Here is a 26,612-nt window from a genome sequence, read left to right on the forward strand (position 1 = left end):
ACGTGACCGACCTGTTCCCCTTCTCGCCCGGACCGATTCCGCCGCGATCCGCCGCTGAGGCCGCGCGGCGTCGGGCCAGGCGTCGTGATCGTCACGGTCGGGGGCTGCGCGGTCCGCTCCTGCCGCCGAACCTACCGGCCTGGCGCACCCGGGCCGAGCGCTTAGACGAGCTCGTCGTGGACTCGGCCCAGGATCTGGCCAGGCGCTGGCCGACCGTGAACCAGATCCAGTTCGCCGTCGAGGAGGTGCCCCCCTCGGATCCGGCGCCGTGGGAGCGCTCAGTGGTGCTGGGGCGTGGCTTCGCCGCGGAGCCGCGCGCGGGACTGCCGGCGCGGGTCGTCATCTACCGGCGCCCGGTGGCCTCACGGGCCACGGACGAGGCGGACCTGGCCGACCTGGTGCGCCGGGTCGTCGTCGAGCAGGTGGCCCTCATGCTGGGGCGCCGGCCCGAGGAGATTGATCCCGACTCGAGGCTGTGAGGGGGCGGCCCTCCTCCCCGCCCAGGACCGACATCCTTCAAGTGGCCGGACAGATTCTCCGCAGGGCCGCGCGAGATCCGCGCGGCTCGGCAACGGGCTGATGAGCACGAGTCCTCAGCCCAACAGGATGCGACGCTGGGCCTGGACGGCGGCGTCGGGCTGGGCGGGAATCGTGGAGATGAGCGTGCCGGCCATATCCCCTCCGGCCTGAGCCGTCACGATCGTGGCGGCGGCCAGGCCGCTCGGCGTGCGCGACGTCCCCGAGGAGGCCTCCCGCCCGCCTGCGCTCAGGCGGACGGCAGCGACCTCGGCCGGGACCTCGACGGCGGTGGCGCTGCCCTTGGCGACAGCGACATCCTGGCTCCAGGAGCCGTCGAGGGAGGACAGGGTCACGGTGGCGTCGTTCCCGCTGTTGGCCACGGTGACCGCGGAGGTCAGGGAGGACGCGCGAGGCACCGCCAGGAGGCCGGAGTCGGCGGCACCCGGCAGGGCTGCCTGCGCCCAGGCCTGGTCGTGGATGAGGGCCTGGGAGCGCTCCGGGTACTCGGCGGCGCTGCGCACCATGCGCACGGCCGCTCCCACCGGGGTGCTTGAGGTGACCTGCACCCCGTAAGTGCCTGCGGGCACGCCGGCCAGAGAGATATCGAAGACGGAGCCGGCGTCGACCGTCACCGACTGGGCCCCGGCCAGTGGGCGGGCCCCGTCCTTGGCGAGCATGGTCACCGACACGGTGGCCGGGGCCTGCCCGGGGTTGACGATGCGCACCGCAGGGCTGTCGGAGGAGTCCGCGCCGGTCGTGGCATCGGGAACCTCCCCCTGGGAGGCGGGCTCGACGATCTCGACTCCGGGGACCACGAGGTCGGTGCTCGGGGCGGCTCCGGGGGTGATGACGTCGGTGCCGGCGGGCGTCTCCCCGTCGAGGGACTCGGTGACGAGGGTGGGGACCACGGAACCGCCATCGGCCTCGATGGACACGGCGATGCGCGGGTCCTGGCTGCCTTTCGTCTCCAGGGTCAGGGAGGAGGAGCCGCCCGCGGGGATGGTGACCTCGCCGTTGCTGGGCAGGCTGAGGGGTCCGATGGATCCGTAGAGGTTCACCTTCGCGGTGGCGGGGGTGGCGCCGGGGTTGGTCAGACGCAGCTCGGCCGATGAGCCGGCCGCGATGGAGCCGCCCACGATCCAGGACATGGCGGCCGGCTGCGCGCAGGGGGCGGTGGTCAGCCCGCGTAGGTCACCGCTCTGGGTCAGGGTGGTCACCGATCCGACGGCGTTGGCGACCTGGCCGTCGGCGGGGACGAGGGCGAGGATGCCGCCCTCGGCGGTGCTCAGTGAGGTGGTGGCGTCAGTGGGGACGGGTTGGTCGGCGTAGGTGGCGGACTGGATCGCCTCGGCCCCGCCGGCAGGGATGAGGGTGGCGGTCGACTCCATGGCGCCGACGTCGGTGCCCCGCAGCGTGTTGGTGGGCGCATGGGGGCACACGTAGGTGGTCGAGGCTCCGGGCTCGGCCAGGCTGAGGGCCTGGAGCTGCGGGGTCGGCGCCGTCGGGGTGGCGTGCCCCCACCAGGTGAGACCGCCGATGGCGCCGGCGAGTGCGATCGAGGTCAGAATGCCGACGCCGCGGACGATCGACTGCCCCACGCTGCGGCGGTGCCGCCTGGAGCCGGCCGGAGGCTCCCCGGAGGAGGCATTCGACCTCGAGCGCCCGGGAGCCTCGGCGTCGGTGGGGCCGTCGGTCTCGACAGAGGCATCGGCGCCGGTCGACTCGATCGGCTCCTCGCTGTCGTTGTCCACCGGGTCAGCCGCGTCAGCTGCGTCGGCGCTGTCGATGCCCTCGGAGGAGTCCTCGGAGCGCTCGCCCCCGGAGTCGGCGCGGTGCTCCTCACCGGCCTCATCCGCCGCGGTGAGCGCGCCGTCGGCCTGGTCCGTCTGGTCCGTCTCCGGAGTGGTCTCGTGGCGCTCCGACGCATCGGAGTCGCGCTGGTCGGCGTGGCTCTCAGAACCGGGCCGGGGGTCGGTGGGCGAGTCGTTCTCGGCGTCGCGCTCCAAGTGGCGCGCGGTGTCGCCGTCGTGGGGCCGGGTCATGAGGCCACTTCCTTTCCGCGTCGCAGGGGCAGCGCTGCCACGAGGGTCAGGGCCCACACGGTCCAGATCGTGTAGGTCAGGAGCGAGGTGGACCGGCGGACGTGGGTCACGACCAGCTCCCCGGCCTCGGGGCCGACGGCGAAGCCCTGCTTCCAGCCTCCGTCCTGGCCGGGAACGGTGGTGGGCTCGAGGCGGCGGCCGTCGAGGGTGGCCCTCCATCCAGCATCGGCCCGCTCGACCATGACAAGGGTTCGGGTGCTCGCACCGGCGGGGATCCGGGTGCGGGTTCCGGGGCCGGCCCCGGTGGAGGCGACCGTGGTGACATCGCCGCCGTCGTCGATGAGGCTCAGGCGGGCCGAGTCGGGGTGGGCCGACGAGGTGACTCGCCAGGAGTTGCCCGAGGCCGTCTGAGCAAGCTGTTCCAGGCCGGGTGTGGAGGTCAGGCCCACGCGGGCCTCAGCGGTGACGGCGTCGCCGTCCTTGTCCGCAAGCAGGACGACGGCGATGCCGTGTGCCGCCAGGGCATCGGCGACATCCTTGTCCTGTCCGGCGGTGGCGCGGGTGACGAGCTGGGCGAGCTCGGCGTCGGCCGGATCCTCCAGGACCAGGCCCTGGCCCGTGGGTGCCGTGCTCAGATCCGCGCTCCGACCGGCCGTGGGCTTCAGGCGGGGGTCGGCCAGGGCGCTGCCGGCTCGGCTGCGCGTCTCGGCGTTGACCGCACCGGGCAGGACATCACTGACCTGGGTGCCGGGTCCGCGCCAGATGGTGGCCTGGAGGCCCTCGGAGGTGGAGGTGAGCTTGAGGACGCGACCCGCCGTGGCCGAGCTCTGGAACTGCTCGGCGATGATGGGAACCTGCTGGGTCGTGGGGCGCAGCGCCATGACCTGCGGGTTGCTGCCGCCGTGGGCTTGGAGCGACCAGGCGGCACCGACCATCACCGGGGCGAGCAGGATGAGGCAGGCGGCGACGGCGAGGGCCACCGTGATCCGCCGTGAGCCGGCGGCTGCCGTACGCGGCGCATCGCTCGCGGAGGAGGCGGTCTCAGCATCCTTGCGGCTCCTGCGCACCAGGGCCCTGCGGCCGTGGGCGGCGCGCCGGCTGACCATGTCCCAGATGGTCTCCCCGGCGGGCAGGGCCGCGGTGAGGAATCCGCTCAGGGCCAGGGAGACTCCGGCCCCGGCCCACCCGGTCACGGGGGTCAGACCGGCTCCGGAGACATCGCCACCCAGGCCGGTGGGCGTGCGCAGCGAGAGCCCCGCCAGCGCCAGACCGCCGAGGGCCAGGAGGATGCCGGTGCGGGCCGCCCGCACGCGCCGGGAGACGAACAGGCCGACGACGCCGAGAACCGGGACCAGGAGCAGCAGCACCCGAACCACGGCGCTCAGGACGCCGGCGGGAACGATCGCGTCGAGGGCGATCGGTGAGCCGGCCAGCAGATCAAGGCTGCTCGGCGTCGGAACGGAGACGGGCAGTCCGATGTCGGTCAGCAGCAGCCGGATGCCCTCGGCCCAGCCGTCCCTCTGCCCCAGTCGCCACGCGCCCCACCAGGCCGGGGCGGCGGTGACAGCCATGGGGACCAGGGTGAGGATGAGCTTGAAGCCGCGCCGCGTCGTGACCGACAGCAGGACGACGATGACGGCGAGCACGGCCGCGGTGGCCGGGACGGCCGCGACGACGACGCTCAGCAGCAGTCCGGCGACGGCGGCGGCCGTCGCCGACCCGTAGCCGTACTTCTCGGTGGAGGGCAGGTCGACCTCGGTCTCCGGGGCGGCAGGGTCGGGGACGCTGAAGGACTGCAGGACCTCGCGGGCCGTGGCGAGAGCCGAGGCCGCCCGACCGGTCTCCTCATCGTCCTCAGCACGGTCCTCGCCGGAGCCGTCACCGCAGTCACCGTCCTTACCGTCGGCGGAGGCCTCGCTGCTCGAGTCCGCGTCAGACTCGGCCGACGCGGCGCCCTCCGCCGTCTTATCCGCCGACTCACCGGAGTCATGCACCGGCCCATCGGCCGCCTCGCGGGCGTCGTCGGAGCTCGCCTCGGCCGCTGCCTCCTCGTCGAGGTGGGCCAGGTCGGTGACCCTCTCGGTGGAGAATCGGTCGAGCTCGGCCCGTTCGTCATCAGTGAGCAGGTGCGCCCCCACGAGCCCGGACAGCACGAGGTCGCGCCGGTCGGCGCCCACGGCGCGGGCCAGGGCCAGTAGCGCCCAGGGAAGGACGAGGTGGACCAGGAGCGCGCCGAGGCGCCCCTGCCCCAGGGCGAGCAGCAGACCGGGAGCCAGGGACCACACGAGCGCGGCCCAGGCGCGCAGGGCCACCTTCCGGGTCATGGTGCCGGCGGCGAACCAGGCCCCCAGAGCGGCGAGCGGCACGGCCAGGAACACGAGGCCGCGCACAAGGGTGCCGGCCCCCATTCCGAGGAGCTGGCCCAGCGCCATCGGCGCGGACAGGATCGCCAGCAGCGGCGTGATACCGCCCGGGTAGCCGTCGCCGGTGGCGATCCAGGTGGTCCAGGCGGCTTCCCACATCTGCCGCCAGCCGCCGTTGAACAGGGGTAGCGCCCCACCGGTGACAGAACGGGTGAGCAGCAGCCGGGACAGGCCGTAGGTGCTCAGCGCCGCCACCGCCACCATGACGGCGCCCAGCGTCCGACGTCGGCTACGGGCCAGTGCGGCGAGCTCACGCAGCTCGAGCTCGCTGGGGGCTGCCGCGCGAGCACGGCGCTCCCGTTCCTGACGGGTGCGGTCACGGCGCACGCCGCGGATCTCGGCCGGAGTGGCGTAGAGGCGTCCCAGCGCGGAGGCGGGCACCTTGGTGTGCCGGGCGAGCCGGCGTCTGGCCGCCTTGATCCTGCGTCCGCGCCCGGCGACGGCCAGGGCCGCGCCGAGCTCGTCACGGGCGAGCGCCGGCGCCTTGGAGGCGAGCCGCCACACGGCCCGCATCGCCCCGAGGATGACGAACCAGGTCAGCAGCAGGCCGATGGGCCGGGTGGAGAAGGCCGCCCAGTTGGTCAGCTGGGCGCTGCGGCGAGCGCGGAAGGATCGCTCGGGATCGGGTGCGGGGAGCCGGACCTCGATGGCCTCGGCATCGGTGCGGGACTCGGGCCGAGAGGCGTGGGAGACGTGGGCGGGCCGGCGCAGTCCCTGGTAGGAGGCCCGGCGATGGCGGATGACGGCGGTGGGCTCGACGATGACCCGGTATCCGGCCAGGCGCGCTGCACGGGAGAGCTCCAGGCCGTCGCCGAAGGGGCCCAGCCACGGGGCGATGCCACCGATCTCCTCCCACACGGCGCGGTCGATGAGGGCGCCGGCGGTACCCACCGCCAGGACGTCGCTGCGGTCGTCGTGCTGGCCCTGGTCGACCTCGCCGGGGACGATGTCGTTGGCGCGCCGGGCCGATGCCGTGGCGCGCAGCCCGACCTCCAGGAGCAGCTCGGGATTGTCCCAGCCCACCTGCTTGGGGCCCACGATTCCGACCGAGCGGGCGTTGGTCACGGCGGTGAGGAGCTTTTCGAGGCAGTCCTCCTCCGGGGCGGAGTCGTCGTGGAGGAGCCAGAACCACACCTGGTGCTCCGGCGTCTCCTGACTGGCCTGCACGGGCGCCACGAGCTGCTGCTCGTAGGAGGTGATCGGCGAGAGCGCACCGGTGGGGCCGGTGATGGGACCGGATCCGGTCAGCAGCAGGTCGCGCACGGAGGTGCGCGATCCGCTTGATGACCCGTCGGTGTCCGAGCCGTCCGTCCCGTCGACGCCGTCCATGGCTCCTGTGCCTCGGCGCCTGCGGTTGCCGGCGGCAACGAGCTCGGCGTAGGCGGCGAGCCCCCGCGAGACTGCGTCACCGAAGCTCTTGGCCTCCTTGACGCGGACGACGCGCACCGCGCTGGCGGTGTCGAGTCCGGAGCTCTCGACGAGCTCCTCGATCGGAGTCCCGTCCCCCAGCCCGTTGGCCCGCGAGGCGACGTCGACGACGAGGACGACGTCCGGCGGGCAGGTCTGCGAGGCGATTCCAGTCAGTGTCTGCGCCAGAAACGGGCTCGCCCCGGCCGACACAACGACGGCCAGGGCTCCTACCCGACTGGCTCCCTGCGCGGAGCCGGTGCGGGTCATACCGCGCGACGCTTGAGCTTGCGCCGTTCGCGCTCCGACATGCCGCCCCAGATACCGAAGCGCTCGTCGTTGGCGAGGGCGTACTCGAGGCACTCCTCACGGACCTCGCAAGTCGCGCAGACCCGCTTGGCCTCACGTGTGGAACCACCCTTCTCAGGGAAGAACGCCTCTGGGTCCGTCTGAGCGCACAGTGCGCGCTCCTGCCACGCCAGGGGTCCCTCATCGACGTCATCGCCACCGCCGAAGAGGAGCGAGAGCACCTCTGCGTCAGGCTCCTCCGGCTGCTTCAGCGGGCCGTCGCCGAGGATGTTCCACATGCTGGCCTCCCTTCGATCCGAGCTTCTTGTCAGTAAGAATTACATGCGTGTGAGACAAGGCCAGTCAAGCCGGGGAGGGAAACTTCACCCTCTCGTGACCATCGCTGCATTCCTTGATATCTCAAGGAAGAACCCCATCTGGCTTACACCATATGTTGACTTCCTACAAATCCCCTGGGAGGTAGCCGCGGCCTGCCTGACAGCAACAAAAGTACGGCTCTCCAGAGAATTTAAGGGGTGACCCCTCGCGGCAGCAGGCTGGTCCAACCGGCTGGACAGTACCAGGGAGATTCCTGAACGTCAGTAGATCTGCTTCAATCTAGGGCCATGCACGACCCCTTGCTAGAGCTGCTTCCAGGCCCTCATGACGCCGACAGACCGTGGCTGAATTGTTATGGAAACGACGAGCGCGTCGAGTTGACCGGACACGTTCTGTCCATGTGGTTGGCCAAGATAGCGGGATTGATCACATCAGAGTCCACGCCGGGTGACGGAGTCCACGTCGGGCTCCCGCCGCACTGGCGGACGGTGGCCTGGGCCTGCGGGGCGTGGCTGGCGGGGCGGACCGTCCTCCTGGGCACCGGTGAGGAGATCGAGGCCGCCGGCCTGACCCCGGAGCTGAGCGTCGCCTTCAGCCCGGAGGACCTGTGCGAGGAGGCGGAGGCGCAGGTGCTGGTCCCCGCGGCGTCCCTGGCGCTGCGCTGGCCGGGCGATCTGCCCGCCCTGGTGCTCGACGGCGCCGCGGATCTCATGTCCTATCCCGATCGCTTCACGCCGGCGAGCCTCTCGGCGGAGCTGCCCTGCCTCACTGACCTCAGCAACGACCTCACCGAGACCGGGGCTCGGGGAGGAGCGTTGGGCGATGCACTGCCCGCCAGGCTGACGCGGGGTGAGCTGGTGGCCCAGGTCGAGGCCGTCGCCGGGGGCACCGGGGAACCGGGTACGCACGGGCCTCGCGCCGCCCTGGTGCGTCGTCCCCGAACGGCCGAGACGCTGCTGGGGGTGCTGGCCGCCTGGAGCACCGGGCGCACGGCGGTGGTCCTGACTCCCGAGGCAGGCGACGACGTCGCCGCGGCCGCGATCCGACAAGAGGGTATCTGCGAGGCTCAGCCCGACTGACGACTCTCCTGCTCATGCAGGTGCAGCAGGTACGGGCAGCTCTGTACGGGCCGCCCTGCGGGGTACCGGCACCCCATTAAGGGACGTCGGCCTGGATGAGGGTCCCCTCCCCCTCGACGGACAGGCTGCGCTCGTCGGCACCGACGAACACGGCCTCGCCCTGGGCGAGGGTCTGCGAGTCGGTCTGCGTCACCAGGGTCACGGCGCCCTCGACGGCCAGGAGGATGCGCGGCCCCCGCCCGGGGACCGGCAGGCGGCCGTCGGCGGCCACCACGGTGGTGACCATGAGCTCGAAGTCGTCCACCGGCGCGTAGTAGGCGCGGGTGGCTCGAGAGAGATACTCGGGGGCCGGCCGCACCGGGGGCGCCGCCACGTAGTCGACGCAGGCCAGCATCTCGGGGACGTCTATGTGCTTGGTCGTCAGCCCGGCGCGCAGCACGTTGTCGGAGGAGGCCATCACCTCCACCCCGAGGCCGGAGATGTAGGCGTGGACGCTGCCCGCGGGCACGAACAGCGCCTCGCCGGGCTGCAGGGTGACGGGGTTGAGCAGGAGCGCGGCAGCGATGCCGGGGTCGCCGGGGAAGGTGGCCGCCATCTTCAGGACGTTGGAGTCCACGCGCAGCGAGGGCGAGGTGCCGGCCTCGAAGCGGGCCGCGATCTCGGTGACGAGGTCGTCGATCTCCTGGGGGCTCGGGCGAGTGGCGGCCGAGACGACGTCGGAGAAGACCTGCCGGATGCCGTACCGGGTGGGGTTGAGGCGCAGGGTGCGACGCATCCGCCGGGCCAGAGGACTGTCCAGTCCGGCGAGGACCTCGACGGCGCGGCGCGGGGCCCGGAAACCTGCGACGGCCCGGAAACGGGTGAGGGCTAGAACCATCTCCGGCTTGTGGTTGGTGTCCTTGTAGTTGCGAGCGGGGTGGTCCAGTGCGATGCCCGCCTCATCCTCCAGGGCGCAGCCCTCGGCCGCCTGCGCCTGACTGGGGTGGACCTGGAGGGACAGCGGCTGCTCGGGGGCGATGAGCTTGAGGAGGAAGGGCAGCCGACGCCCGAAGCGCCAGATGATGTCGTCGCCCAGGAGGCGTTCGGGCTCGGCCTCGATGAGTGCGGACAGGGGCCCGTCCCCGCAGACTCGAGTCGGTCCGGCCGGGTGGGTGCCGTACCAGGCCTCCGCCCAGGGGGCACCGTCATCGGCCATGCCCAGGAGCGCGGGGATGGCCGTCGTCGACCCCCAGGCATACTGCTGACGGGCGGGCTCAAGTCGTTTCATAGCGCCTCACCGTACCGGGAGCGGAACTCAACCGCGCCTGCGACAGCACCGTTCGGAGACATTTTCACTATGAAACCCGACGCAAACAGTCCTGGCCGGGCAGCGCCCCGGGCTGCCGGAGGCCGGGACCTCAGGATGCCTGATGGCCTGATGAGGCGGCACCTCAGGCGAGGGCGTCAGGGCGGGGCCCGTCCCACCGCGATGGACGACGACGGCGCCGCGAGCCACAGGCGGGCCCGCGGCGCCGTCCGGGTCAGCGCTCAGGGGGCTCCTAGCTGTTCCCCTCGGGTGCCGGGAAGGGGGTGACGTCGGCCAGGCGCGGATGGGCCTTGTCCTTGTCGGACAGGATCGCCTCGGTCAGCGGGATCGGCCAGGGGACGTTCGCCGTCTCGTCGGCCAGGTTGAGGAAGGTGTACTGGGCGTCGGCCGACCAGTGGTCGTTGACCAGGTAGGTGTAGGCGGTGCTCGGCTCCAGCGTCTGGTAGGCGTTGCCCACGCCCCGGGGCACGAACACGGTGACCGACGGGTCGATCTCGCAGGTGTAGACGGTCCCGAAGGACGGTCCCTCGCGCAGGTCCACCCAGGCGCCGAAGACGCGGCCTGTGGCCACCGAGATGAACTTGTCCCAGGGCTCGGCGTGGATGCCTCGGGTCACCCCGACCTCGTTGTTGAAGGAGATGTTGTTCTGCACCGGCCCGAAGTCGGGCAGCCCCAGGGCCAGCATCTTCTCCCTCTGCCAGTTCTCCTTGAACCAGCCGCGGTTGTCCCCGTGAACGGTCAGGTCAATGTGCAAGAACCCCGGAATCGGCGTCGTCTCGACGGCGAGCGGCTTGCCCAGCTCGATCTGCCCCATCAATGGCTCCTTCTGTGTACGTAGTCAACGACGTCGACGTCGCCGCACTGGCAACGCCCTACCGGGGAAGTCTATCGGCGCTACCGCACCAGCACCTCTGAGACGGGACGGCACGGTCGAACGTGCCGCGCACCACGGACATGCTCCCCCGAATCAGACGATCCTGGCGTCATTCGGCGTCCGAATGGGTCATGCTTGGAGTATGCGAGGAATCATTCTGGCCGGAGGCTCCGGCACGCGACTCAACCCGATCACCCTGGGGACCTCCAAGCAGCTGGTGCCCGTCTACGACAAGCCGATGATCTACTACCCGCTGAGCACCCTCATGCTCGCCGGGATCCAGGACGTCCTCATCATCACCACCCCCCACGACGCCCCCGCCTTCCACCGCCTCCTGGGTGACGGCTCCCAGCTCGGCGTCAACCTGTCCTACACCGTCCAGCAGGAGCCCAACGGCCTGGCCCAGGCCTTCGTCCTTGGGGCCGACTTCATCGGCTCCGAGAGCGCCGCCCTGGTCCTGGGCGACAACATCTTCTACGGCCCGGGCATGGGCACCCAGCTGCGCCGTCACACCAACCCCGACGGCGGTGTCGTCTACGCCTACCAGGTCGCCGACCCCACGGCCTACGGCGTCGTCGAGTTCGACGAGGACTTCAAGGCCATCTCCATCGAGGAGAAGCCCGCCCATCCCCGCTCCACCTACGCCGTGCCCGGCCTGTACTTCTACGACAACGACGTCGTCGAGATCGCGGGGAACCTTGAACCCTCCGCCCGAGGCGAGTACGAGATCACCGACGTCAACCGCACCTACCTGGAGGCGGGGCGGCTCACCGTCGAGGTCCTCCCCCGTGGTACCGCCTGGCTCGACACCGGAACCTTCGACTCGCTGGCCGACGCCACCAGCTTCATCCGCACCGTCCAGCACCGCCAGGGCCTCAACATCGGCGCCCCCGAGGAGGTCGCCTGGCGCATGGGCTTCATCGACGACGAGGGTCTGCGCCGCCGCGCCGAGCCCCTGGTCAAGTCCGGTTACGGCACCTACCTCCTGGGCCTGCTGGAGCACCAGCGGGCCTGAGCCGAAGCAACGGTCACCAGAACCTCGGGCACTGGTGGGCGGGTGGCGCGAACCGGCGCCGCCCGCCCACGGGTCTCAATGACCCCACCCCAGCAGTTCAGTTTTACCTCTTGACCTGCTATCTTCGAACACCACAGCATTTCCCTCTTCAGTGAACGAACGGTGGATCCGATGGCAGAAGCCCAGGCACAGCCCCTGTCGCAGTCGCAGTTCGATGTGCTCTACACCCTCCTGCGGGCGGGCGATGCGCTCACCCAGCGCCAGATCCAGACGTCCACCGGCATGTCCCTAGGACGGGTCAACGCCGCCGTGCGCGAGTGCGAGGCGGCCGGCTACATCCAGGAGCGCCACCTGACCGAGGCGGGCCGGACCGCCCTGGAGCCCTACCGGGTGGACAACGCCGTCATCATGGCGGCGGGCCTGTCCCAGCGCTTCGCCCCGATCTCCTACGAGCGCCCCAAGGGCATGCTCCGCGTACGCGACGAGGTCCTGGTCGAGCGGCAGATCCGCCAGCTGCACGAGGCCGGCATCACGGACGTGACGGTCGTCGTCGGCTACAAGAAGGAGTACTTCTTCTACCTGGCAGAGCAGTTCGACGTGAGGATCGTCGTCAACGACGACTACGTCTCGCGCAACAACAACGGTTCCCTGTGGCTGGTGCGCGACATCCTGGCGAACACCTTCATCTGCTCCTCCGACGACTACTTCACGGACAACCCCTTCGAGTCGCACGTCTACAAGGCCTACTACTCGGCCCAGTACGTCGAGGGCCCCACCGAGGAGTGGTGCATCACCACCGGCCCGGGCGATCGGATCACGGACATCGAGGTCGGGGGCTCCGACGCCTGGATCATGCTGGGCCACGTCTACTTCGACCGAGCCTTCTCCTCCACCTTCCGGCGCATCCTGGAGGAGGTCTACCACCTGCCCGAGACGGCGCCCAAGCTGTGGGAGGCGATCTACATCGAGCACGTCAAGGAGCTCGACATGGTCATGCGCCGCTACCCCGAGGGCATGATCAACGAGTTCGACTCGGTCGACGAGATCCGCTCCTTCGACCCGAAGTTCATCGAGAACGTAGACTCCGAGGTCTTCGACCACATCTCCGAGGCCCTGGGCTGCCGCAAGACGGAGATCTCCGGCTTCTACCCCCTCAAGCAGGGGCTGACGAACCTGTCGTGCCACTTCACCGTGGACGGCGAGGAGTACGTCTACCGCCACCCCGGCGTCGGCACCGAGGAGATCGTCGACCGCCACGCCGAGGCGGCAGGCCTGCGCCTGGCTCGTGAGCTTGGCCTGGATACGACCTTCGTGGCCGACGACGACGCCCGGGGGTGGAAGATCTCCCGATTCGTCCCCGAGGCCCGCAACCTGGACATCGCCAACGCCGACGAGCTCAGGCAGGCCATGCGCATGGCCCGCAGCCTGCACACCTCCGGCAGGACGCTTCAGCGGGACTTCGACTACATCCAGGAGGCGCTGCGCTACGAGCAGCTGATCGAGCGTCACCATCCCATCGACGTCCCCGACTACGTCGAGCTGCGCAGCAAGGTGATGCGCCTCAAGGTCGCCGCCGACGCGGACGGCTTCGAGAGGGTGCCCAGCCACAACGACTTCTTCCCGCCGAACTTCCTGGTGGCCGGCGACGGCCACATCGATCTCATCGACTGGGAGTACGCCGGCATGTCCGACATCGCCAGCGACTTCGGGACCCTGGTGGTGTGCACGCAGATGCGCGTCGGGCGCGCCGACGAGGCGATCGCCTACTACTTCGACCGCACCCCCACTGCTCAGGAGCGCCGCCACTTCTGGTCCTACGTGGTCTTCGCCGGCTGGTGCTGGTACGTGTGGGCCCTGGCCAAGGAGGCCGAGGGCGACGACGCCGGCCAGGAGGTCTTCACCTACTACCGCCACGTCACCGACTACGTCGACGCCCTGCTGTCCTGGTACGAGGACGGTGAGGACGCGGTGCCGGCGATCTTCGCCGGTGATGCTCACTGAAGCGATGCGCGCTCTGGTGCCGCCGGCCGGGCGTGCGACAATGTGCACCGTCTTCCCGCAGGCAGATGAAAGGACGGGTCGATGACCGCCACGGAGGATTCGACGCAGCTCAGGAAGATCCAGCTCGCCGCCACCGCCGCCCTCAAGGAGTTCGACCGGATCTGCACGCTTCTGGGAACCCGGTACGTGATCTACGGGGGGACCGCGATCGGGGCCGCTCGTCATCAGGGCTTCATCCCGTGGGACGACGACGTCGACGTGTGCATGCCCCGTGAGGACTACGAGCGCTTTCTCGCCGAGGCGCCGGCCGTGATCGCCCCGGCCTTCGAGGTGATCTCCTCCGGCTCTCACCCCGACTACCCGAGGACCTTCGGTGTTCTCGGTCTCGTCGGCTCGACCTTCGTCCCAGGCGTGGCCCGCAACCGGTCGTTCAGGATGCCGTTGGGCATCGACCTGTTCCCCCTGGACCCCATCCCCGACGACCCGAAGGCCTTCAGGCGCCAGGCTCGTGCCACCTGGGTCTGGGGCCGCCTGCTCTTTCTGCTCGGGACGCCTACACCCGATATTCCGTTGCGCGCCCCCCTCAAGCAGGTCGCCAGCAGCATCATGCACGTCGTCCACTGGAGCCTGCGCGCAGCACGGGTGAGGCCCTCGACCCTGCAGCGCCGCTGGGAGCGCGCCGCGCGCAGGCACGAGGCAAGCGCCTCCGGCCGGCTGGGCGACTTCTCAACGCAGGACCCGGGGCGCTGGTCGGCGTCACTGGAGGAGCTCTTCCCCGCCAGGCGCGTCCCCTTCGAGGACATCACGGTCATGACGGCGCACGATGACGACGCGATCCTCAGACGCGGATACGGCGACTACATGCAGCTGCCCCCCGAGGAGGAACGCGTCAACCACCAGGCCTCCACCGTTGTCCTGGGCCCCCATGCCCCCGTCTCCTAGAGCGGTTCCCGCACCCGGTGGCGACGACGCCTGTCATCGTTCGCAACAACTTTTCATCGCCCCCGTCCCAAAGGGGCCCTTCACTGAGGTCATACCCATTCCGTGAACATCTCATCGAAGAAACCCCGTGAGGAAGCAGCACCGCCTCCTCTGCCGCTGCGCACGAATCTCATCTGGAGCTCGACCGGTTCACTGACCAGGACCATGTGCAACTGGCTGATGACCATCGCGGCCGTCCGCCTCTCCACCGGATTCGACACCGCCGGCATCCTCTCGCTGGCCATGTCGATCTCCAACCTCGTGTTCCCCATCGCGGAGTACCGGTTGAGGACGGTTCAGGTCACAGACGTGCGCGGGGAGCACACGAGCCAGGAGTACCTGGGGATGAGGCTCATCGCCTCCGCGGCGGCGCTCGGAGCAGGCGCTGTCTACACGATCGCCACCACGAACGCCGGCGCCTTCCTCGTCATCATGACTTACACCTTCTCCCAGCTGGTCGTCACGTATCTCGAGGGATTCCACGCCACCGAGCAGCGCAGGATGCGGATGGACTACATCGGCATCTCCTACCTGCTCCAGGGCATTGGCGGCCTCGTCGCCTTCTGCCTCGGAATCGTCCTGTTCAACTCATTGCTTGCGGCAACACTGCTGCTCACCGCCGTCAACATCGGAATCGGGGCGTTCTACGACATCCCCCGAGCACGCCGCTTCGGCCCGATCCGCCCCGAGATCCGCTGGCGCGACGCCACACCGACCTTTGTCCGACTGTTCCCCGTGGCCATGGTCAATACCGCGCTCAGCGTCGTCACCCTCGTACCTCGCCAGCACCTGTCCGATGTCATGGGGGCGGACGCGCTGGGGATATACGCGTCGGTCGCGGTGCCCGCGGTCATCATTCAGGCGACAGCCACGTACCTCTACACTCCTGTGCTGGGCCGGCTGATCGAGCTCATGATGACGGATAAGCCCAGGGCCGCCGCCCTCCTGGCACGCATCTGCATGTTCTTCATCGCCGTCGGGGCGGCTTCATGCCTCGCCTTCTGGGTAGCCGGCGACTGGCTTCTGGGACTCGTCTTCGGAAGCGACATCCTCCCCTACGCCTACCTCGTGCAACCGGCGCTTCTTCTGTCCCTGATCACGGCATTCGTCTGGTTCACCAACGACATCCTGCTGGGTCTGCGCGACTACGTCGGCTGCCTGCTGGGCGGCGTGGCCGCGGCCGGCATCACCGTGGCGATCACGAGCCCTCTGACCCGCCAGTTCGACCTGAATGCGCCGACGGTCGTGGGGATCATCGCCAGCGTCATCGCGCTCTTGGTGATGGGGTTGTTCTTCGTCCGGGACTACCGCAGACTCACCCCCATGACACCCGTCTCCCAGAAATGATCCGCTGAGGCCCACCACGATGTCTGATGCCGCCCTTCCCGACCGACGTGTCCCGAGCTCAGGAACTCCTCGCCTGAGGATCGCACTGGTGACCAACACCTATCCTCCTAGAATGGGGGGATTGGAGCTCCACATCGCCAATCTGGCTCACAACCTGTCCGATCTTGGTCACCGGATCTGGGTGCTGACGATCGCCTCGGAGCCCAGCAAGAGGATGGACGGCGACATCCGGGTTCGCACGGAGCGCTCGTATCTGCCCATTGCCGACGTCATCTCGTTCCCCGCGATCGGGACGACGTCCGCCATCGCACGTTTCCTGCGAGAGCACAGTATTGACGTCGTCTCAACCCATACGCGCTTCTTCCCTATGAGCTTCGTGGGGCTGCGCGCCGCTCATGCCGCCCGGGTCCCAGTCATCCACACGGAGCACGGAAGCGGCTTCGTGGCAACACCCTCCGCGCCTATCGCTGTGGGCTCGCGCGTTGTCGACCTGTCGATGGGCCGCTACGTCCTGCGCCACGCCGATCGGGTGCTGGCCGTCTCCCCCCAGGCGGCGGCCTTCGCCCAGCGTCTCGGCGCTCGTCACGCGGACGTCTTCTACAACGCGATCACACCTTCCCAGCACACCGGCCCCATCGAGGACAGGCCCGCCCACCTCGTGTTCGTCGGCCGCATGGTGGCCGGCAAGGGCTGGGAGACCTTCCTGGACGCCGTGGCGGCGCTGCGAAGCAGGGGGATAGCGGCGACAGGGGAGATGATCGGCGACGGCGCCCAGCTCGGAGCCGCTCACGAGCGCTGCGAGGCCCTGGGACTGTCCGAGGTGGTCGATGTACGCGGCAGAGTCCCTCAGGGGGAGGTCAGGAGCGCGTTGCGGGGATCGACCCTCGTCAACCCGACCACCCTGTCCGAGGGCTTCCAGACGACGCTGCTGGAGGCCATCTCCGAGCAGGGGCGGGTCGTCACCTTCGATGTGCCCGGAGCTCAGCTGCTGCGCGACCAGGGAGCACCCATCACGGTGTGCCCGTCGAAAACGACCGACTCATTGGTGGCCGGCCTCACCGAGGCCCTGAGCACTCCGCTTCCGCAGGCGTCAACCGACCTGATTCAGGAGTGGACATGGCCGGTGCGCGCGCGCCAGTACGAGTCCATCGCCCTCGAGGTGATCAGCCGGTACGCACAGCAGTGACCGACCCCATATCAGGAATCGGCCCCGCCCGTGTCGTCGCCCTGCGAATCCAGTCGGTTGCGCAGCGCATCGACCTCGGCGCGCAGAATTGCGATCTCCTCGGTGAGCCGGCGGCGGTCCTCGAAGGACTGGGACAGATCAACGCTGAAGCGCAGGGACAGCAGCAGGAGAATGATGCCTGCCACGAAGAAGCCCAGGTTGAGAGGGACGACCACCCCCAGAGCACGGGACACGGCTTCGAGAGCACCGGGAATGACCGAGAACAGAACGCTTCCCACCGCAATGACGATCCACCACGTGGCGTACGCCTCTTTCATTCCTGCGTTGCGCATCTTGAGAAAGACGGACACCAGGACCACCACGCCGAAGGCGACGCCGAGCAGATAGGTCGAGCTCATTCCCCTCCCCCTTCACGATTGCGAACCGAGGATCGAGGGCGGGTCAGAGCGATCCCGAGCGCCAGGAAGGCCCGAGCGAGAAGACGGGCGGACTTGAGGAAGCCGTGCGAGGGTGTTCCCCCGGCTCGTTGTCGCATCTGCACGGGGAGCTGACGCACAGCCAGACCGTGACGGACAGCGATGACGAGAGCCTCGATGGTGTCCCCGAGGTACTCCGCCGGATACTCCTGAGAGAACAGGTGAATGGCTCGCCGATTCGTCAGCTTGAACCCGGACGTCGTGTCCGTGAGCCGGGTGCCGCACACGCGGGACAGGACCAGTGAGAGCACGTTCATGGCCCACTGACGCGGTCCCCGGACCGCGTAGTCGCCCTTCCCGGCGAAACGCGCACCGATGACGACGTCCGCCCCCGTCTCCCGCATGCACTCGAGCATCGCGGGAATCTCCGCCGGATCGTGCTGCCCATCGGCATCGGTCTGAACCGCGTACTCATAGCCGTTCCGAGCCGCGTACAGGTACCCGGCCCTCATCGCTCCGCCGACGCCGAGGTTGAGGGGCAGGTCGAGCACCACGACTCCGGCCTCTCGAGCGATGGACGCCGTGGCGTCGGTCGAACCGTCTGAGACCACGAGGACATCCGCCAGCCCTCGCACGGCGGAGGTGATCTCCGCGAGCACGGGGCCGATGACGGCCTCCTCATTCCACGCAGGGATGATGACCAGCATTGGCTGAGGATTCATGAAGCCTGCCGCTCAGACGTACGAGTCAGCATCGAGACCATGATCCCGAAGGCAACAGTCGCGGAGCAGGTGGTGACGAACCACACCAGCATCGGCGACACCGGAACATTCCACCACCACTCGATCCTTTTGTTGAGGTTGAGCTCCCACGGCCCGTTGATGCCGTGAACATACCGCAGCAGCAGCGTATGAAGGCTGATCGTCTGGCACACCGCCCCGCAGATGATGACCCACACGGCCTGCGGGAGCGTGAACCACCCGTCTTCATCCTGATCCATGGCGAGCATGAAGAAGAAGGTGGGTGCCAGCAGCGGGAGGATGTACCGAGCCTGGTAGGTGTCAATGACCTCAAAGGAACCATTGGCGTGGAACACCGCAGGGAGCCCCACCATCGCCCCCACGAAGAGCGTGAGGACCGTCCACTTGCGCCACCCACCGCGACGCAAGGACATGGCCACAAAAGCCCCCGCCGCCATAATGGTGAGCACAAAGGGACTGTGAACCGATAGTGGGACGTCATACCATCCCGGATTCCAGGCATGACCCCAGAATCCACCGAGGTACTTCGGCGCGCTCTCGATCCCGACGATCAGCCTCTCCAGGAAGGACTGCTGACCGGCGGGTCCCCGTGAGCCGTCTGAAACATCGCTCACATGACTTGACATCATCATGGAGACAACTCCGACAAGGGCCGCCACGATGATGAGGCACAGCTCCGGCCATCGTTGCCGGCTCCAACGCACCGCGAAGAGCATGACCAGACCGATGATGAACAGGTAGAAGGACGCGTCATACCTCGATGCCAGGCACAAACCGGCCCCAGCAAGCGCGCAGATCATAAGAACGACGCGGGGCCGCCCCTCCTGCCGGGTGGCCATATATATTGCCGAGGAGTACGCCAGCATTCCGGAGATCGCCCACGAGCTGGGATTATTTGACGCGATGAAGTAGATCCCCATAGGAATCCACGAGGCCGCGACCGCACCGATGAACGGCCGCCTCAGCCTCTGAGGGGCGAAGAAGCCAACCACCCCGAGGAGCACAACAGCGATGAGCACATTGACCCCTCGCATCACCAGAATCGATGTCTGCACGTCCTTGCCGACGAGAAGGTGGTGGAAATGGTAGTACCCGATCGGGTATCCGCCGTCGTCATAACGAGGGGTCCACGCCATCGTGGTGTCATCATGCCCGAGTGTACATGCCGCAGACTTATCCGCCTGGGTAATATAGCACCTGATCAGCCCCTCGGACACCGCTACCGGAACACGGACGACCGGCTTGTCATTGACGACACTCGTCTCGCATGAGCCCTCCACCGGACGAGGACACCAGATACTGCCCAGGTGATAGTCGTCGTCGGGTGAGGAGCCGGCCGGCGAGCCGACAGCCCAGCCCAACCCGGTCAGCAGCATGAGGAGAAGAAGGAGCCCGGCGGTCAGCGCCGGACGCCGGGACGACGCCGCACCGGTCGTAGAACGATCCGAGGTCGGCAGCCGTAAGTATTTTGCGAGCTTAATCTTCATGCTGGTCTCCGATAGGGCACGGGGATGAGAGGATGCATTCTGATCGAAAATAACTTACATGAGTTCCCGAAGATAAGCGTCCAGGCGCTCCGTGGAATCAGCCGGGGTGAAGCCGGCGGCCTTGATCTTGGTGAGGTCCAGGACCGAGCTCAGGGGACGCGGAGCGATCCCTTCCTGACCAGCGTAGTACTCCTCGGTGGAGACGGGCGTGACCTCATCGGGGCTGTGGCCGGCGCGCTCGTAGACGCGCTTGGCGACGTCGGCCCAGGAGACGACCGGCCCCTCGCCGGAGAGGTTGTAGGTGCCGAACTCGGCTCCCGAGACGAGCAGGTGGATGATGCCCGCGGCCAGGTCGGTGGCGAAGGTGAGACGGCCGGTCTGGTCGGCCACGACGCTCGGGGTGATGCCACGCTCGACCAGGGAGAGCATTGTCTTGACGAAGTTCTTACCGTCACCCACCACCCAGGAGGTTCGCACCAGGTAGTGGCGGGGACAGACACTGACAGCGGCGTCCCCGGCGGCCTTGGACTGGCCGTAGACGCCCAGCGGTGAGGGGGTCTCCTCCTCGGTGTGAACAGGTGTGGCGCCGTCGAAGGTGTACTCGGTGGACAGATGCACCAGGGTCAGGCCGTGCCGAGTGGCGGCGCGGGCCAGGTTGACCGGGCCAACCGTGTTGGCCCGCCAGGAGAGGCGACGTCCCTCCGGGGTCTCGGCGCCGTCCACGTTGGTCCAGGCCGCGGCATTGATGATGACGTCGCAGCACGACCAGTCCCAGGAGGACATGGCAGCCGTGTCCGAGATGTCCACGTCCGGCAGGTCAACGCCGATGGGTTCGAACCCCGCCTGCGGAAGCAGGGCCATGAGCGCCCGCCCCAGCTGCCCGTTGGCGCCGGTGACGAGAACGCGTTGTTGTCCCTCTCTGCGAGACGCACGTGTTCTCCCGCCCTCAAACGACCTGCTCTCGTCCACTGACCGGCTCTTCCTTCCCAACGGCATTCCGCAAGTTCCGCCTGCATCAGAACCCGCGCCGGAGTCTACACGAGCGAATTGGCCGGTTATGTCGGCTATGTCGCCGGCGCACGGAGCACGGATCCCGCGGAACGGACCCTCCTCATGCGTCTGTCATGATGCTGTTCCCGAGCGCCCTCTAACGGGTCATCGCAGCCCGGTAGGCCTCGACGTGCACCTGGGCGGAGGCCCTCCAGGTGAACTCGCCGGCCCGCTGGGCGGCGGCGGCCCCCAGAGCCCGGCGCCGCTCGGGGTCGGCGTCGAGGAGCACGAGGCCGCGGGCGATGGCCGAGGCGTCGGATCCGCAGTAGGCCACGGCGTCTCCTCCGACCTCCGGCAGGCTCAGCTCGCGGGTGGTGAGCACGGCGGCCCCGCAGGCCATGGCCTCGAGCACCGGCAGGCCGAAGCCCTCACCGATGGAGGGGTAGGCCAGGATCTCACAGCCGGACAGGAACCCGGGCAGGTCCTCCAGGGGCAGGTAGCCGGGTCGCAGGAGGGTCATGTGCCGAGGGACCTGGGCCAGAGCGGGCTCGATCTCGGCGTCCCAGCCGGGTCCGCCGGCCAGGACCAGGGCTGGGGCGTCATCGGAGTCGCGGAAGACCGTGACCCAGGCGCGTACCAGGTTGGGGACGTTCTTGCGGGGCTCCAAGGTCCCCAGGAAACCGATGTAGCGCTTGCCCTCCAGGCCGAGGGAGGCCGCCACGCGGGCCCGCTCGGCGTCGTCGACCGGGTGGAACACGGAGGTATCCACGCCGTGGTAGGCGACGTGGAATCGCTCGGGGTCGCCGCCGACGTACGCGATGGTCTCGTCGCGGGTGGCTTGGGAGGGAACGACGAGCGCGTCGGCACCTCGCACGGCCCGCCGGATGGCGTGGGTGAAGAACTTCTGCTTGAGGGGCGAGTGGGCCTGCGGGTGGGAGAAGAAGGTGGCGTCGTGGAGCGTGACGACCACGGGAACCTGGTGCAGGGCCGGGAAGGTGTAGTGGGGCGAGTGCAGGACGTCGGGGCGGATCCGGTGGATGAGGGCCGGCAGCCCGGTCTGCTCCCAGGCCAGGCGGGCACCGCGCGACTCCATGGACTCCGAGACCGGGAAGAGGTGGGCGCGGGGTGCCTTGGCGGAGAAGTGCGCCACGTCCCGCTGTTGGACGGCCAGGGCCAGGTTGACGCCGGAGGCGATGAGCTCGGGCACCAGGTCGTCGACATAGCGTCCCACGCCCCCGAGATCAGCCGGTATCGCCGTCGCATCGAGAAGAACCTTCATGGGGGCAGGCTACCGCGTCGCGTACGGCCACCCCGTACTCTGAGCGCATGAGCGCAGACCACTCCCGCCCGGCGCACTCCCCGGCCCTCCGGCACCAACGGCTCCCGCCGCCCCGCCCGCCCCCGAGGACCGCGGGTGGGCATGGTGGTGGAGCAGCTGTGGCAGTCCGTCCCAGGGGGCTCGGGCACCTACATCGTCGAGCTGGCCAAGGCTCTGCGCGCCCGTCAGGTGCCCGTGGCCGGGATCATCGCCCGCCACCAGGCGGCCCTCTCGCCTCAGGAGGTGGGCCTGCCGCCCATGCCGATGCGCTCCTCCCACCTGCCGCGCACCGCCCTGTACGAGTCCTGGAACCGTCTGGGACTGCCGCGCGCCGAATCCATCCTGCCCGGTGCCCAGCTCGTCCACGCCACCACCTGGGCCCTGCCAGCCACCGCGCTGCCACTGGCCGTCACCGTGCACGACCTGGCCTTCCTGCGCGCACCCGAGCACTTCACCCCGCGCGGCAACGCCTACTTCAGCCGTTCCCTGGAGCGCGTCATCGCCGAGGCGAGCGCCATCATCGTGCCCTCCCAGGCCACGGCCGACGACTGCATCGCGGCCGGGATCGACGCCGCCCGCCTCTACGTCATCCCGCACGGGGTGCGTACCCGCACCGTCACTGACGAGCAGATCGAGAGCTTCCGCTCCACCCGGGGCCTCACGCGCGACTACATCCTGTGGACGGGCACGCGCGAGCCGCGCAAGAACCTGCTGGGGCTGCTGCGGGCGTTCGCGCTCCTGACCGAGGAGAGCGACGCCGACGACCTCGACCTAGTCCTGGTCGGTCCGGCCGGGTGGGGTGACGACGCCGTCGAGCGCGAGCTGCTGACCCGCCTGGGTGATCGGGTCCACGTCACCGGCAGGCTCGACGACGACGAGCTGGCGGCCGCCTACTGCGGTGCGCGCGCCTTCGCCTTCCCCTCCATCTGGGAGGGCTTCGGCCTGCCGGTCCTGGAGGCCATGGCCTACGGCGCCCCGGTGGTCACCAGCGCCGGAACCTGCATGGCCGAGGTGACCGGGGAGGCCGGCCTGCTGGCCGATCCCGCCTCGCCCCGCGAGATCGCGGACCGGCTCACCGAGGCCGTCGGCCCGGCCCACGACGAGCTGGCTCAGGCGGGCCGCGAGCGCGCCCGGACCTTCACCTGGGACGCCTGCGCCGCCGCGCACACAGAGGTGTACAACGCCCTCATCGGGGGTGTGGTGTGACGCGGCTCGTGCGACGGCCCACCGCTCGCGTCGTCATCGTCAACTGGCGCCAGGCCGAGCTGACGATCCGGGCGGCCCGCTCGATCACCGCGCAGCTGGGGGGCGGTGACACGCTCGTCGTCGTCGACAACGCCTCCGGGGACGACTCGGTCGAGCGCCTGAGCCTGGCGGGTCTGACGGTGGTCCAGTCGAGCAGGAACCTGGGCTTCGGCGCAGGCGTCAACCTCGGGGCCCAAGGCATGAGCGAGGACGTCCTCGTCCTGCTCAACAATGACGCGATAGCCGAGCCCGGCTTCCTCGAGGCGATCGTGGCGCCGCTGAGCGAACCGCCGGCAGCACCGTCCGCACCGGCCACGTCCGCCCAGAGGACCTCGCCGCGGGCGACGCCGGGATCCGCCCCGGCCGCGGCGACGGCGCGGATCCTGCTGGCCGGCCGATGGAAGCCGGCCGTCCCGGGCCAGGACGCACTGGTCTCACCGCACACCGGCAGGTGGACGCGGATCAGCAACGAGGCCGCCGCCCGCGGCGAGGGCGAGGTCCTGGTCAACTCCACGGGCAACCTCGTGGACGCCTCCGGCAACGGTTACGACCGCGACTGGCTGGTGCCGGCCGAGCGGGAGCACTCCCCCAGCCAGGTCTTCGGCCTGTGCGGCGGCGCCTGCGCGATCCGGCGGGAGGCGTGGCGGACCCTGGGCGGCTTCCGTGAGGACCTGTTCATGTACTACGAGGACACGGACCTCTCCTGGCGTCTGCGCGAGCACGGGTGGCGGGTCGTCTACGTGCGCGAGGCGGTGGTGCTCCACGAGCACGCCTCCTCCGCGGGTACCGACTCACCGATGTTCATCCGGGTCAACACCCGCAACCGGATCCTGGTGGCCGCCGCCCACAGCCCTGCCCGCGTCGTGCTGCAGGCGCTGGCCCGCACACTGGTGCGCGGCCTGTGCGGTCCGCGGCGAGGCCCGGTGATGACCGGGCTCGCTCAGGCGGTTGCCGGCCTGCCGGGCGAGCTGTGGCGACGCTCGGGAGCTCCGTCACGACGCCCGAAGCCATCGAGGCGCCGCTGATCCCAGCGCCCGACTGCGCCGATCGTGCCCTACCCGCTAGAGTTACGGAACTGAGACGTAGCCGGAGGTCCAAGCCCTTCAGCAGCGTCGTCAGACACGTCATGTGCCGATGACCGGATCGAGGAGGACCCTAGAAGATGGCTGGACAAGCCGCACGAGCCCCACGAGTCACGGTGGTGACCCGAACCCGTAACCGTCCCCTGATGCTCAAGCGAGCAGTCCAGTCGGTCGGGGCGCAGTCCTTCCAGGACCTCGAGCTCATCATCGTCAACGACGCCGGGAGCACCGAGCCGGTGGAGAGCGCCCTGGAGAGCGCCCCCGAGTGGCTGCGGGAGCGCACCACGGTGGTCACCAATGAGACCTCCCACGGGCGTGAGGCCGCCTTGGAGGACGGACTGGCCGCCTCCTCCTGCGAGTTCTTCGCCATCCATGACGACGACGACTCCTGGGAGCCCGGCTTCCTGGCCGCCTGCGTGGCCCACCTCGACGAGCACCCCTGCCATGGGGCTGTGGCGACGCGCTGCGACTTGATCTCCGAGACGGTCTCAGAGGAGGGCATGACCGAGGTCAACCGGGGGATTCTGGCACCGGACAGGGAGAGCTGGACCCTCATCGACACGATGGTGGCCAACTACGTGCCGCCGATCTCCCAGCTCATCCGCCGCGAGGTGGCCGACCGCATCGGCCACTGGGACGGCAACCTGCTGACCCAGGCCGACTGGGACTTCAACCTCCGCCTGCTGGCGACCTCCCCGGTCGGCTTCATCGACGGCGAGCCGCTGGCCCACTGGCACCACCGCGACTCCACCGACGAGTCGGTGGGCAACTCCGTCGTCGTCGACGCCGTCAACCACCGCACCGACAACCTCGCCATCCGGGACCGCTACGCCCGTCTGTCCCTGGACGATGCCGACGACGCGAAGGCCTCCCCCTCACAGGGCGGCCCGGCTGAGCCTGAGAACCTGGGCCTCTTGCTCGTCTCGGCGGAGTACTACCACCGGCTCGAGGAGCGTCTGCGACAGCAGGACGAGAAGATCGAGCAGCAGGGCCAGCAGCTGCGCGAGTCCATGGCGCAGATCAACGACGTCCTATCCTTCCTGCGCTCCACCGTCGGCGACCTGCACGGCACGACCCTGTTTCAGATCCATGAGATCAAGGCGAAGATCGACCACCTCGAGGCCACGGCCAAGCCCTTGTTCCGCACCGTGGCCCAGAAGATCAAGAGGATCCGGCGGGGCTGAGCAGCGGCCCGCCCCGCCGGGCCTCAGTCCTGCTTGGTGACCTTGACCATGGGGCGCGGCGGGGTGATGCGCTCGTAGTGAGCGCCCAGGGCCACCAGGCCCCCGGACTCCATGCGCGGTCCCGGAATGATGTCGAAGGCGGTGGCCTTCTGGTAGGCGTCGATGACGCTCGAGAGCTGCCAGGGCTGGATGGACCCGGAGATGAGGTACGCACCCGGCCGCAGCATCATGGCGGGGATGGACACGTCGACGCTGCCCTCGCCCGGCTCGATCCTCTCGGGCTGGAAGCCGTCATCGAGGCCGTGCAGCCCCCACACGAAGATACCCTCGCGGGTGTCGATGGAGCAGCCGAAGACGGGCTTCTCGATCGTCTCCTCGCAGCGGTAGTGCAGGCGGATGGTGGCCTCCTCCCCCGTGCGCATGGAGCTGACCGCCCTGCCCGTGCGATCGAGCAGCTCGATCCGGCTGATCTGGGCCTCACCGCTGCCGAAGCGGGTACCGATGCCGTCCTTGACCTTCTTGGCGCCGTGAGTGATGTCGGAGTACCTGTCGATGACCTCGGGGGCCGGTCCGATCTCCTTGAGCCGTCCGTGGTCGAGCCAGGCGACCTCGTCGCAGAAGGTGCGCATCTGCGCCAGCCCGTGGGAGACGACGACGACGGTGCGGCCGTCCTCGCGGAACTCGGCGAACTTGTCCATGCACCGCTCCTGGAACTCCATGTCGCCGACGGCCAGGACCTCGTCGACCAGGAGGATGTCCGGCTCGACGTGGATGGACACGGAGAAGCCCAGGCGCACGTACATGCCCGAGGAGTAGTTCTTCACCGGCTGATCGATGAACTCCCCGACCCCGGAGAAGTCGACGATGTCGTCGAACTTGGCCTCGATCTCCTTGCGGCTCATCCCCAGGATGGCGCCGTTGAGGAAGATGTTCTCTCTTCCGGAGAGCTCGGGGTGGAAGCCGGAGCCGACCTCCAGCATGGCGGCCATGCGCCCGCGGGCAGTGATGGAGCCGGTGTTGGGTGCGAGGATCTTGGCGATGCACTTGAGCAGGGTGGACTTGCCCGAGCCGTTGTGCCCCATGAGTCCGAAGGTCCTGCCCTCGGGGATGTCGAAGGTCATGTCCTTCAGCGCCCAGAAGTCCTCGTAGACGCCGCGGCTGCGCTGCAGAATGGCGCCCTTGAGGGACTGGTTGCGGTGGTGGTAGATCCTGAAGCGCTTGGAGACGTCCTCAATGCGCACGGCCGGCACCGTCGAGGATGCTGCGGATGCACCCGACGCCGACGTGAGTGATGATGCGGACGATCCGGTTGATGCAGTCAT

General features: G+C 69.0%; 21 protein-coding genes. 10 read left to right on the plus strand and 11 right to left on the minus strand.

Annotated features, from left to right (window positions below; all coding sequences use genetic code 11):
• Window positions 1-2 precede the first annotated feature (2 nt).
• Entirely contained in the window at window positions 3-479 is a 477-nt protein-coding gene (locus BQ8008_RS13710) for a metallopeptidase family protein (protein WP_234415293.1), read from the plus strand.
• Window positions 480-593: 114 nt separating this feature from the next.
• Here BQ8008_RS13710 and BQ8008_RS08050 read toward each other — a convergent pair whose 3' ends face one another.
• From BQ8008_RS08050 to BQ8008_RS08060, 3 genes are read right to left on the minus strand one after another with little or no spacing between them, the layout of a single operon-like run.
• Window positions 594-2,561, minus strand: a complete 1,968-nt coding sequence (locus BQ8008_RS08050; protein ID WP_108833558.1) for a DUF5719 family protein — start codon at window positions 2,559-2,561, stop codon at window positions 594-596.
• A complete protein-coding gene (locus tag BQ8008_RS08055; protein ID WP_108833559.1) occupies window positions 2,558-6,661 on the minus strand; it encodes a glycosyltransferase in 4,104 nt (1,367 codons plus the stop codon). Before BQ8008_RS08055 ends, BQ8008_RS08050 begins: the two co-directional genes overlap by 4 nt.
• The gene (locus BQ8008_RS08060; protein WP_003779817.1) at window positions 6,658-6,978 is read right to left on the minus strand and encodes a WhiB family transcriptional regulator; all 321 of its coding nucleotides are present in this window, start codon (window positions 6,976-6,978) and stop codon (window positions 6,658-6,660) included. The genes BQ8008_RS08055 and BQ8008_RS08060 overlap by 4 nt, the downstream gene beginning before the upstream one ends.
• Window positions 6,979-7,305: 327 nt before the next feature.
• On the opposite strand from BQ8008_RS08060, the gene BQ8008_RS08065 reads away from it, so the two are divergent.
• Window positions 7,306-8,097, plus strand: a complete 792-nt coding sequence (locus BQ8008_RS08065; RefSeq protein WP_108833560.1) for a TIGR03089 family protein — start codon at window positions 7,306-7,308, stop codon at window positions 8,095-8,097.
• A 76-nt stretch (window positions 8,098-8,173) separates the two neighbouring features.
• Here BQ8008_RS08065 and manA read toward each other — a convergent pair whose 3' ends face one another.
• Together manA and BQ8008_RS08075 are read right to left on the minus strand one after the other, a co-directional pair.
• Complete coding sequence (manA, locus tag BQ8008_RS08070) at window positions 8,174-9,364, minus strand: mannose-6-phosphate isomerase, class I (RefSeq protein ID WP_108833561.1); 1,191 nt, start codon at window positions 9,362-9,364, stop codon at window positions 8,174-8,176.
• Window positions 9,365-9,635: 271 nt separating this feature from the next.
• A complete protein-coding gene (locus BQ8008_RS08075; RefSeq protein WP_108833562.1) occupies window positions 9,636-10,217 on the minus strand; it encodes a dTDP-4-dehydrorhamnose 3,5-epimerase family protein in 582 nt (193 codons plus the stop codon).
• Window positions 10,218-10,419: 202 nt separating this feature from the next.
• On the opposite strand from BQ8008_RS08075, the gene rfbA reads away from it, so the two are divergent.
• The 5 genes from rfbA to BQ8008_RS08100 all read left to right on the plus strand — a co-directional run bounded on the left by rfbA (window position 10,420) and on the right by BQ8008_RS08100 (window position 16,807).
• Window positions 10,420-11,292, plus strand: a complete 873-nt coding sequence (gene rfbA, locus BQ8008_RS08080; RefSeq protein ID WP_108833563.1) for a glucose-1-phosphate thymidylyltransferase RfbA — start codon at window positions 10,420-10,422, stop codon at window positions 11,290-11,292.
• Window positions 11,293-11,463: 171 nt separating this feature from the next.
• Window positions 11,464-13,293 carry a phosphotransferase gene (locus BQ8008_RS08085; protein WP_108833564.1) on the plus strand — a complete coding sequence of 610 codons (1,830 nt, stop codon included), beginning with the start codon at window positions 11,464-11,466 and terminating at the stop codon, window positions 13,291-13,293.
• Between the two features lie 81 nt (window positions 13,294-13,374).
• On the plus strand, window positions 13,375-14,235 hold the full coding sequence (locus BQ8008_RS08090; RefSeq protein WP_108833565.1) for a LicD family protein: 861 nt from the start codon (window positions 13,375-13,377) through the stop codon (window positions 14,233-14,235).
• A gap of 102 nt (window positions 14,236-14,337) precedes the next feature.
• Window positions 14,338-15,621: a lipopolysaccharide biosynthesis protein gene (locus BQ8008_RS08095; protein WP_159086781.1), complete on the plus strand. Its 1,284-nt coding sequence runs from the start codon at window positions 14,338-14,340 to the stop codon at window positions 15,619-15,621.
• Between the two features lie 19 nt (window positions 15,622-15,640).
• Window positions 15,641-16,807 (plus strand): glycosyltransferase family 4 protein, encoded by a 1,167-nt coding sequence (locus tag BQ8008_RS08100; RefSeq protein WP_325048130.1) that lies wholly within the window; start codon window positions 15,641-15,643, stop codon window positions 16,805-16,807.
• Window positions 16,808-16,818: 11 nt separating this feature from the next.
• Here BQ8008_RS08100 and BQ8008_RS08105 read toward each other — a convergent pair whose 3' ends face one another.
• The 5 genes from BQ8008_RS08105 to BQ8008_RS08125 form a co-directional block, all read right to left on the minus strand.
• Window positions 16,819-17,205 (minus strand): DUF2304 domain-containing protein, encoded by a 387-nt coding sequence (locus BQ8008_RS08105; protein WP_108833567.1) that lies wholly within the window; start codon window positions 17,203-17,205, stop codon window positions 16,819-16,821.
• Window positions 17,202-17,930 carry a glycosyltransferase family 2 protein gene (locus tag BQ8008_RS08110; RefSeq protein ID WP_234415294.1) on the minus strand — a complete coding sequence of 243 codons (729 nt, stop codon included), beginning with the start codon at window positions 17,928-17,930 and terminating at the stop codon, window positions 17,202-17,204. The genes BQ8008_RS08105 and BQ8008_RS08110 overlap by 4 nt, the downstream gene beginning before the upstream one ends.
• 11 nt (window positions 17,931-17,941) lie before the next feature.
• The gene (locus BQ8008_RS08115; RefSeq protein WP_234415295.1) at window positions 17,942-19,360 is read right to left on the minus strand and encodes a DUF2142 domain-containing protein; all 1,419 of its coding nucleotides are present in this window, start codon (window positions 19,358-19,360) and stop codon (window positions 17,942-17,944) included.
• A 165-nt stretch (window positions 19,361-19,525) separates the two neighbouring features.
• Window positions 19,526-20,467: an SDR family oxidoreductase gene (locus BQ8008_RS08120; protein ID WP_234415296.1), complete on the minus strand. Its 942-nt coding sequence runs from the start codon at window positions 20,465-20,467 to the stop codon at window positions 19,526-19,528.
• Window positions 20,468-20,618: 151 nt separating this feature from the next.
• Window positions 20,619-21,740, minus strand: coding sequence for a glycosyltransferase family 4 protein (locus tag BQ8008_RS08125; protein WP_108833571.1), 1,122 nt, complete (start codon window positions 21,738-21,740; stop codon window positions 20,619-20,621).
• A gap of 141 nt (window positions 21,741-21,881) precedes the next feature.
• Between BQ8008_RS08125 and BQ8008_RS08130 the strand changes: the two genes are divergently transcribed.
• The 3 genes from BQ8008_RS08130 (at window position 21,882) to BQ8008_RS08140 (ending at window position 25,290) form a co-directional block, all read left to right on the plus strand.
• A complete protein-coding gene (locus tag BQ8008_RS08130; protein WP_234415297.1) occupies window positions 21,882-22,985 on the plus strand; it encodes a glycosyltransferase family 4 protein in 1,104 nt (367 codons plus the stop codon).
• Complete coding sequence (locus BQ8008_RS08135) at window positions 22,982-24,049, plus strand: glycosyltransferase family 2 protein (protein WP_108833573.1); 1,068 nt, start codon at window positions 22,982-22,984, stop codon at window positions 24,047-24,049. Before BQ8008_RS08130 ends, BQ8008_RS08135 begins: the two co-directional genes overlap by 4 nt.
• Window positions 24,050-24,186: 137 nt before the next feature.
• Window positions 24,187-25,290: a glycosyltransferase family 2 protein gene (locus tag BQ8008_RS08140; protein WP_108833574.1), complete on the plus strand. Its 1,104-nt coding sequence runs from the start codon at window positions 24,187-24,189 to the stop codon at window positions 25,288-25,290.
• Window positions 25,291-25,313: 23 nt separating this feature from the next.
• On the opposite strand, the gene BQ8008_RS08145 is transcribed toward BQ8008_RS08140, so the two are convergent.
• A complete protein-coding gene (locus tag BQ8008_RS08145) occupies window positions 25,314-26,612 on the minus strand; it encodes an ABC transporter ATP-binding protein (protein WP_108833575.1) in 1,299 nt (432 codons plus the stop codon).

Origin of the sequence: Actinomyces sp. Marseille-P3109 (genome assembly GCF_900323545.1) — a bacterium.
Classification (GTDB): domain Bacteria; phylum Actinomycetota; class Actinomycetes; order Actinomycetales; family Actinomycetaceae; genus Actinomyces.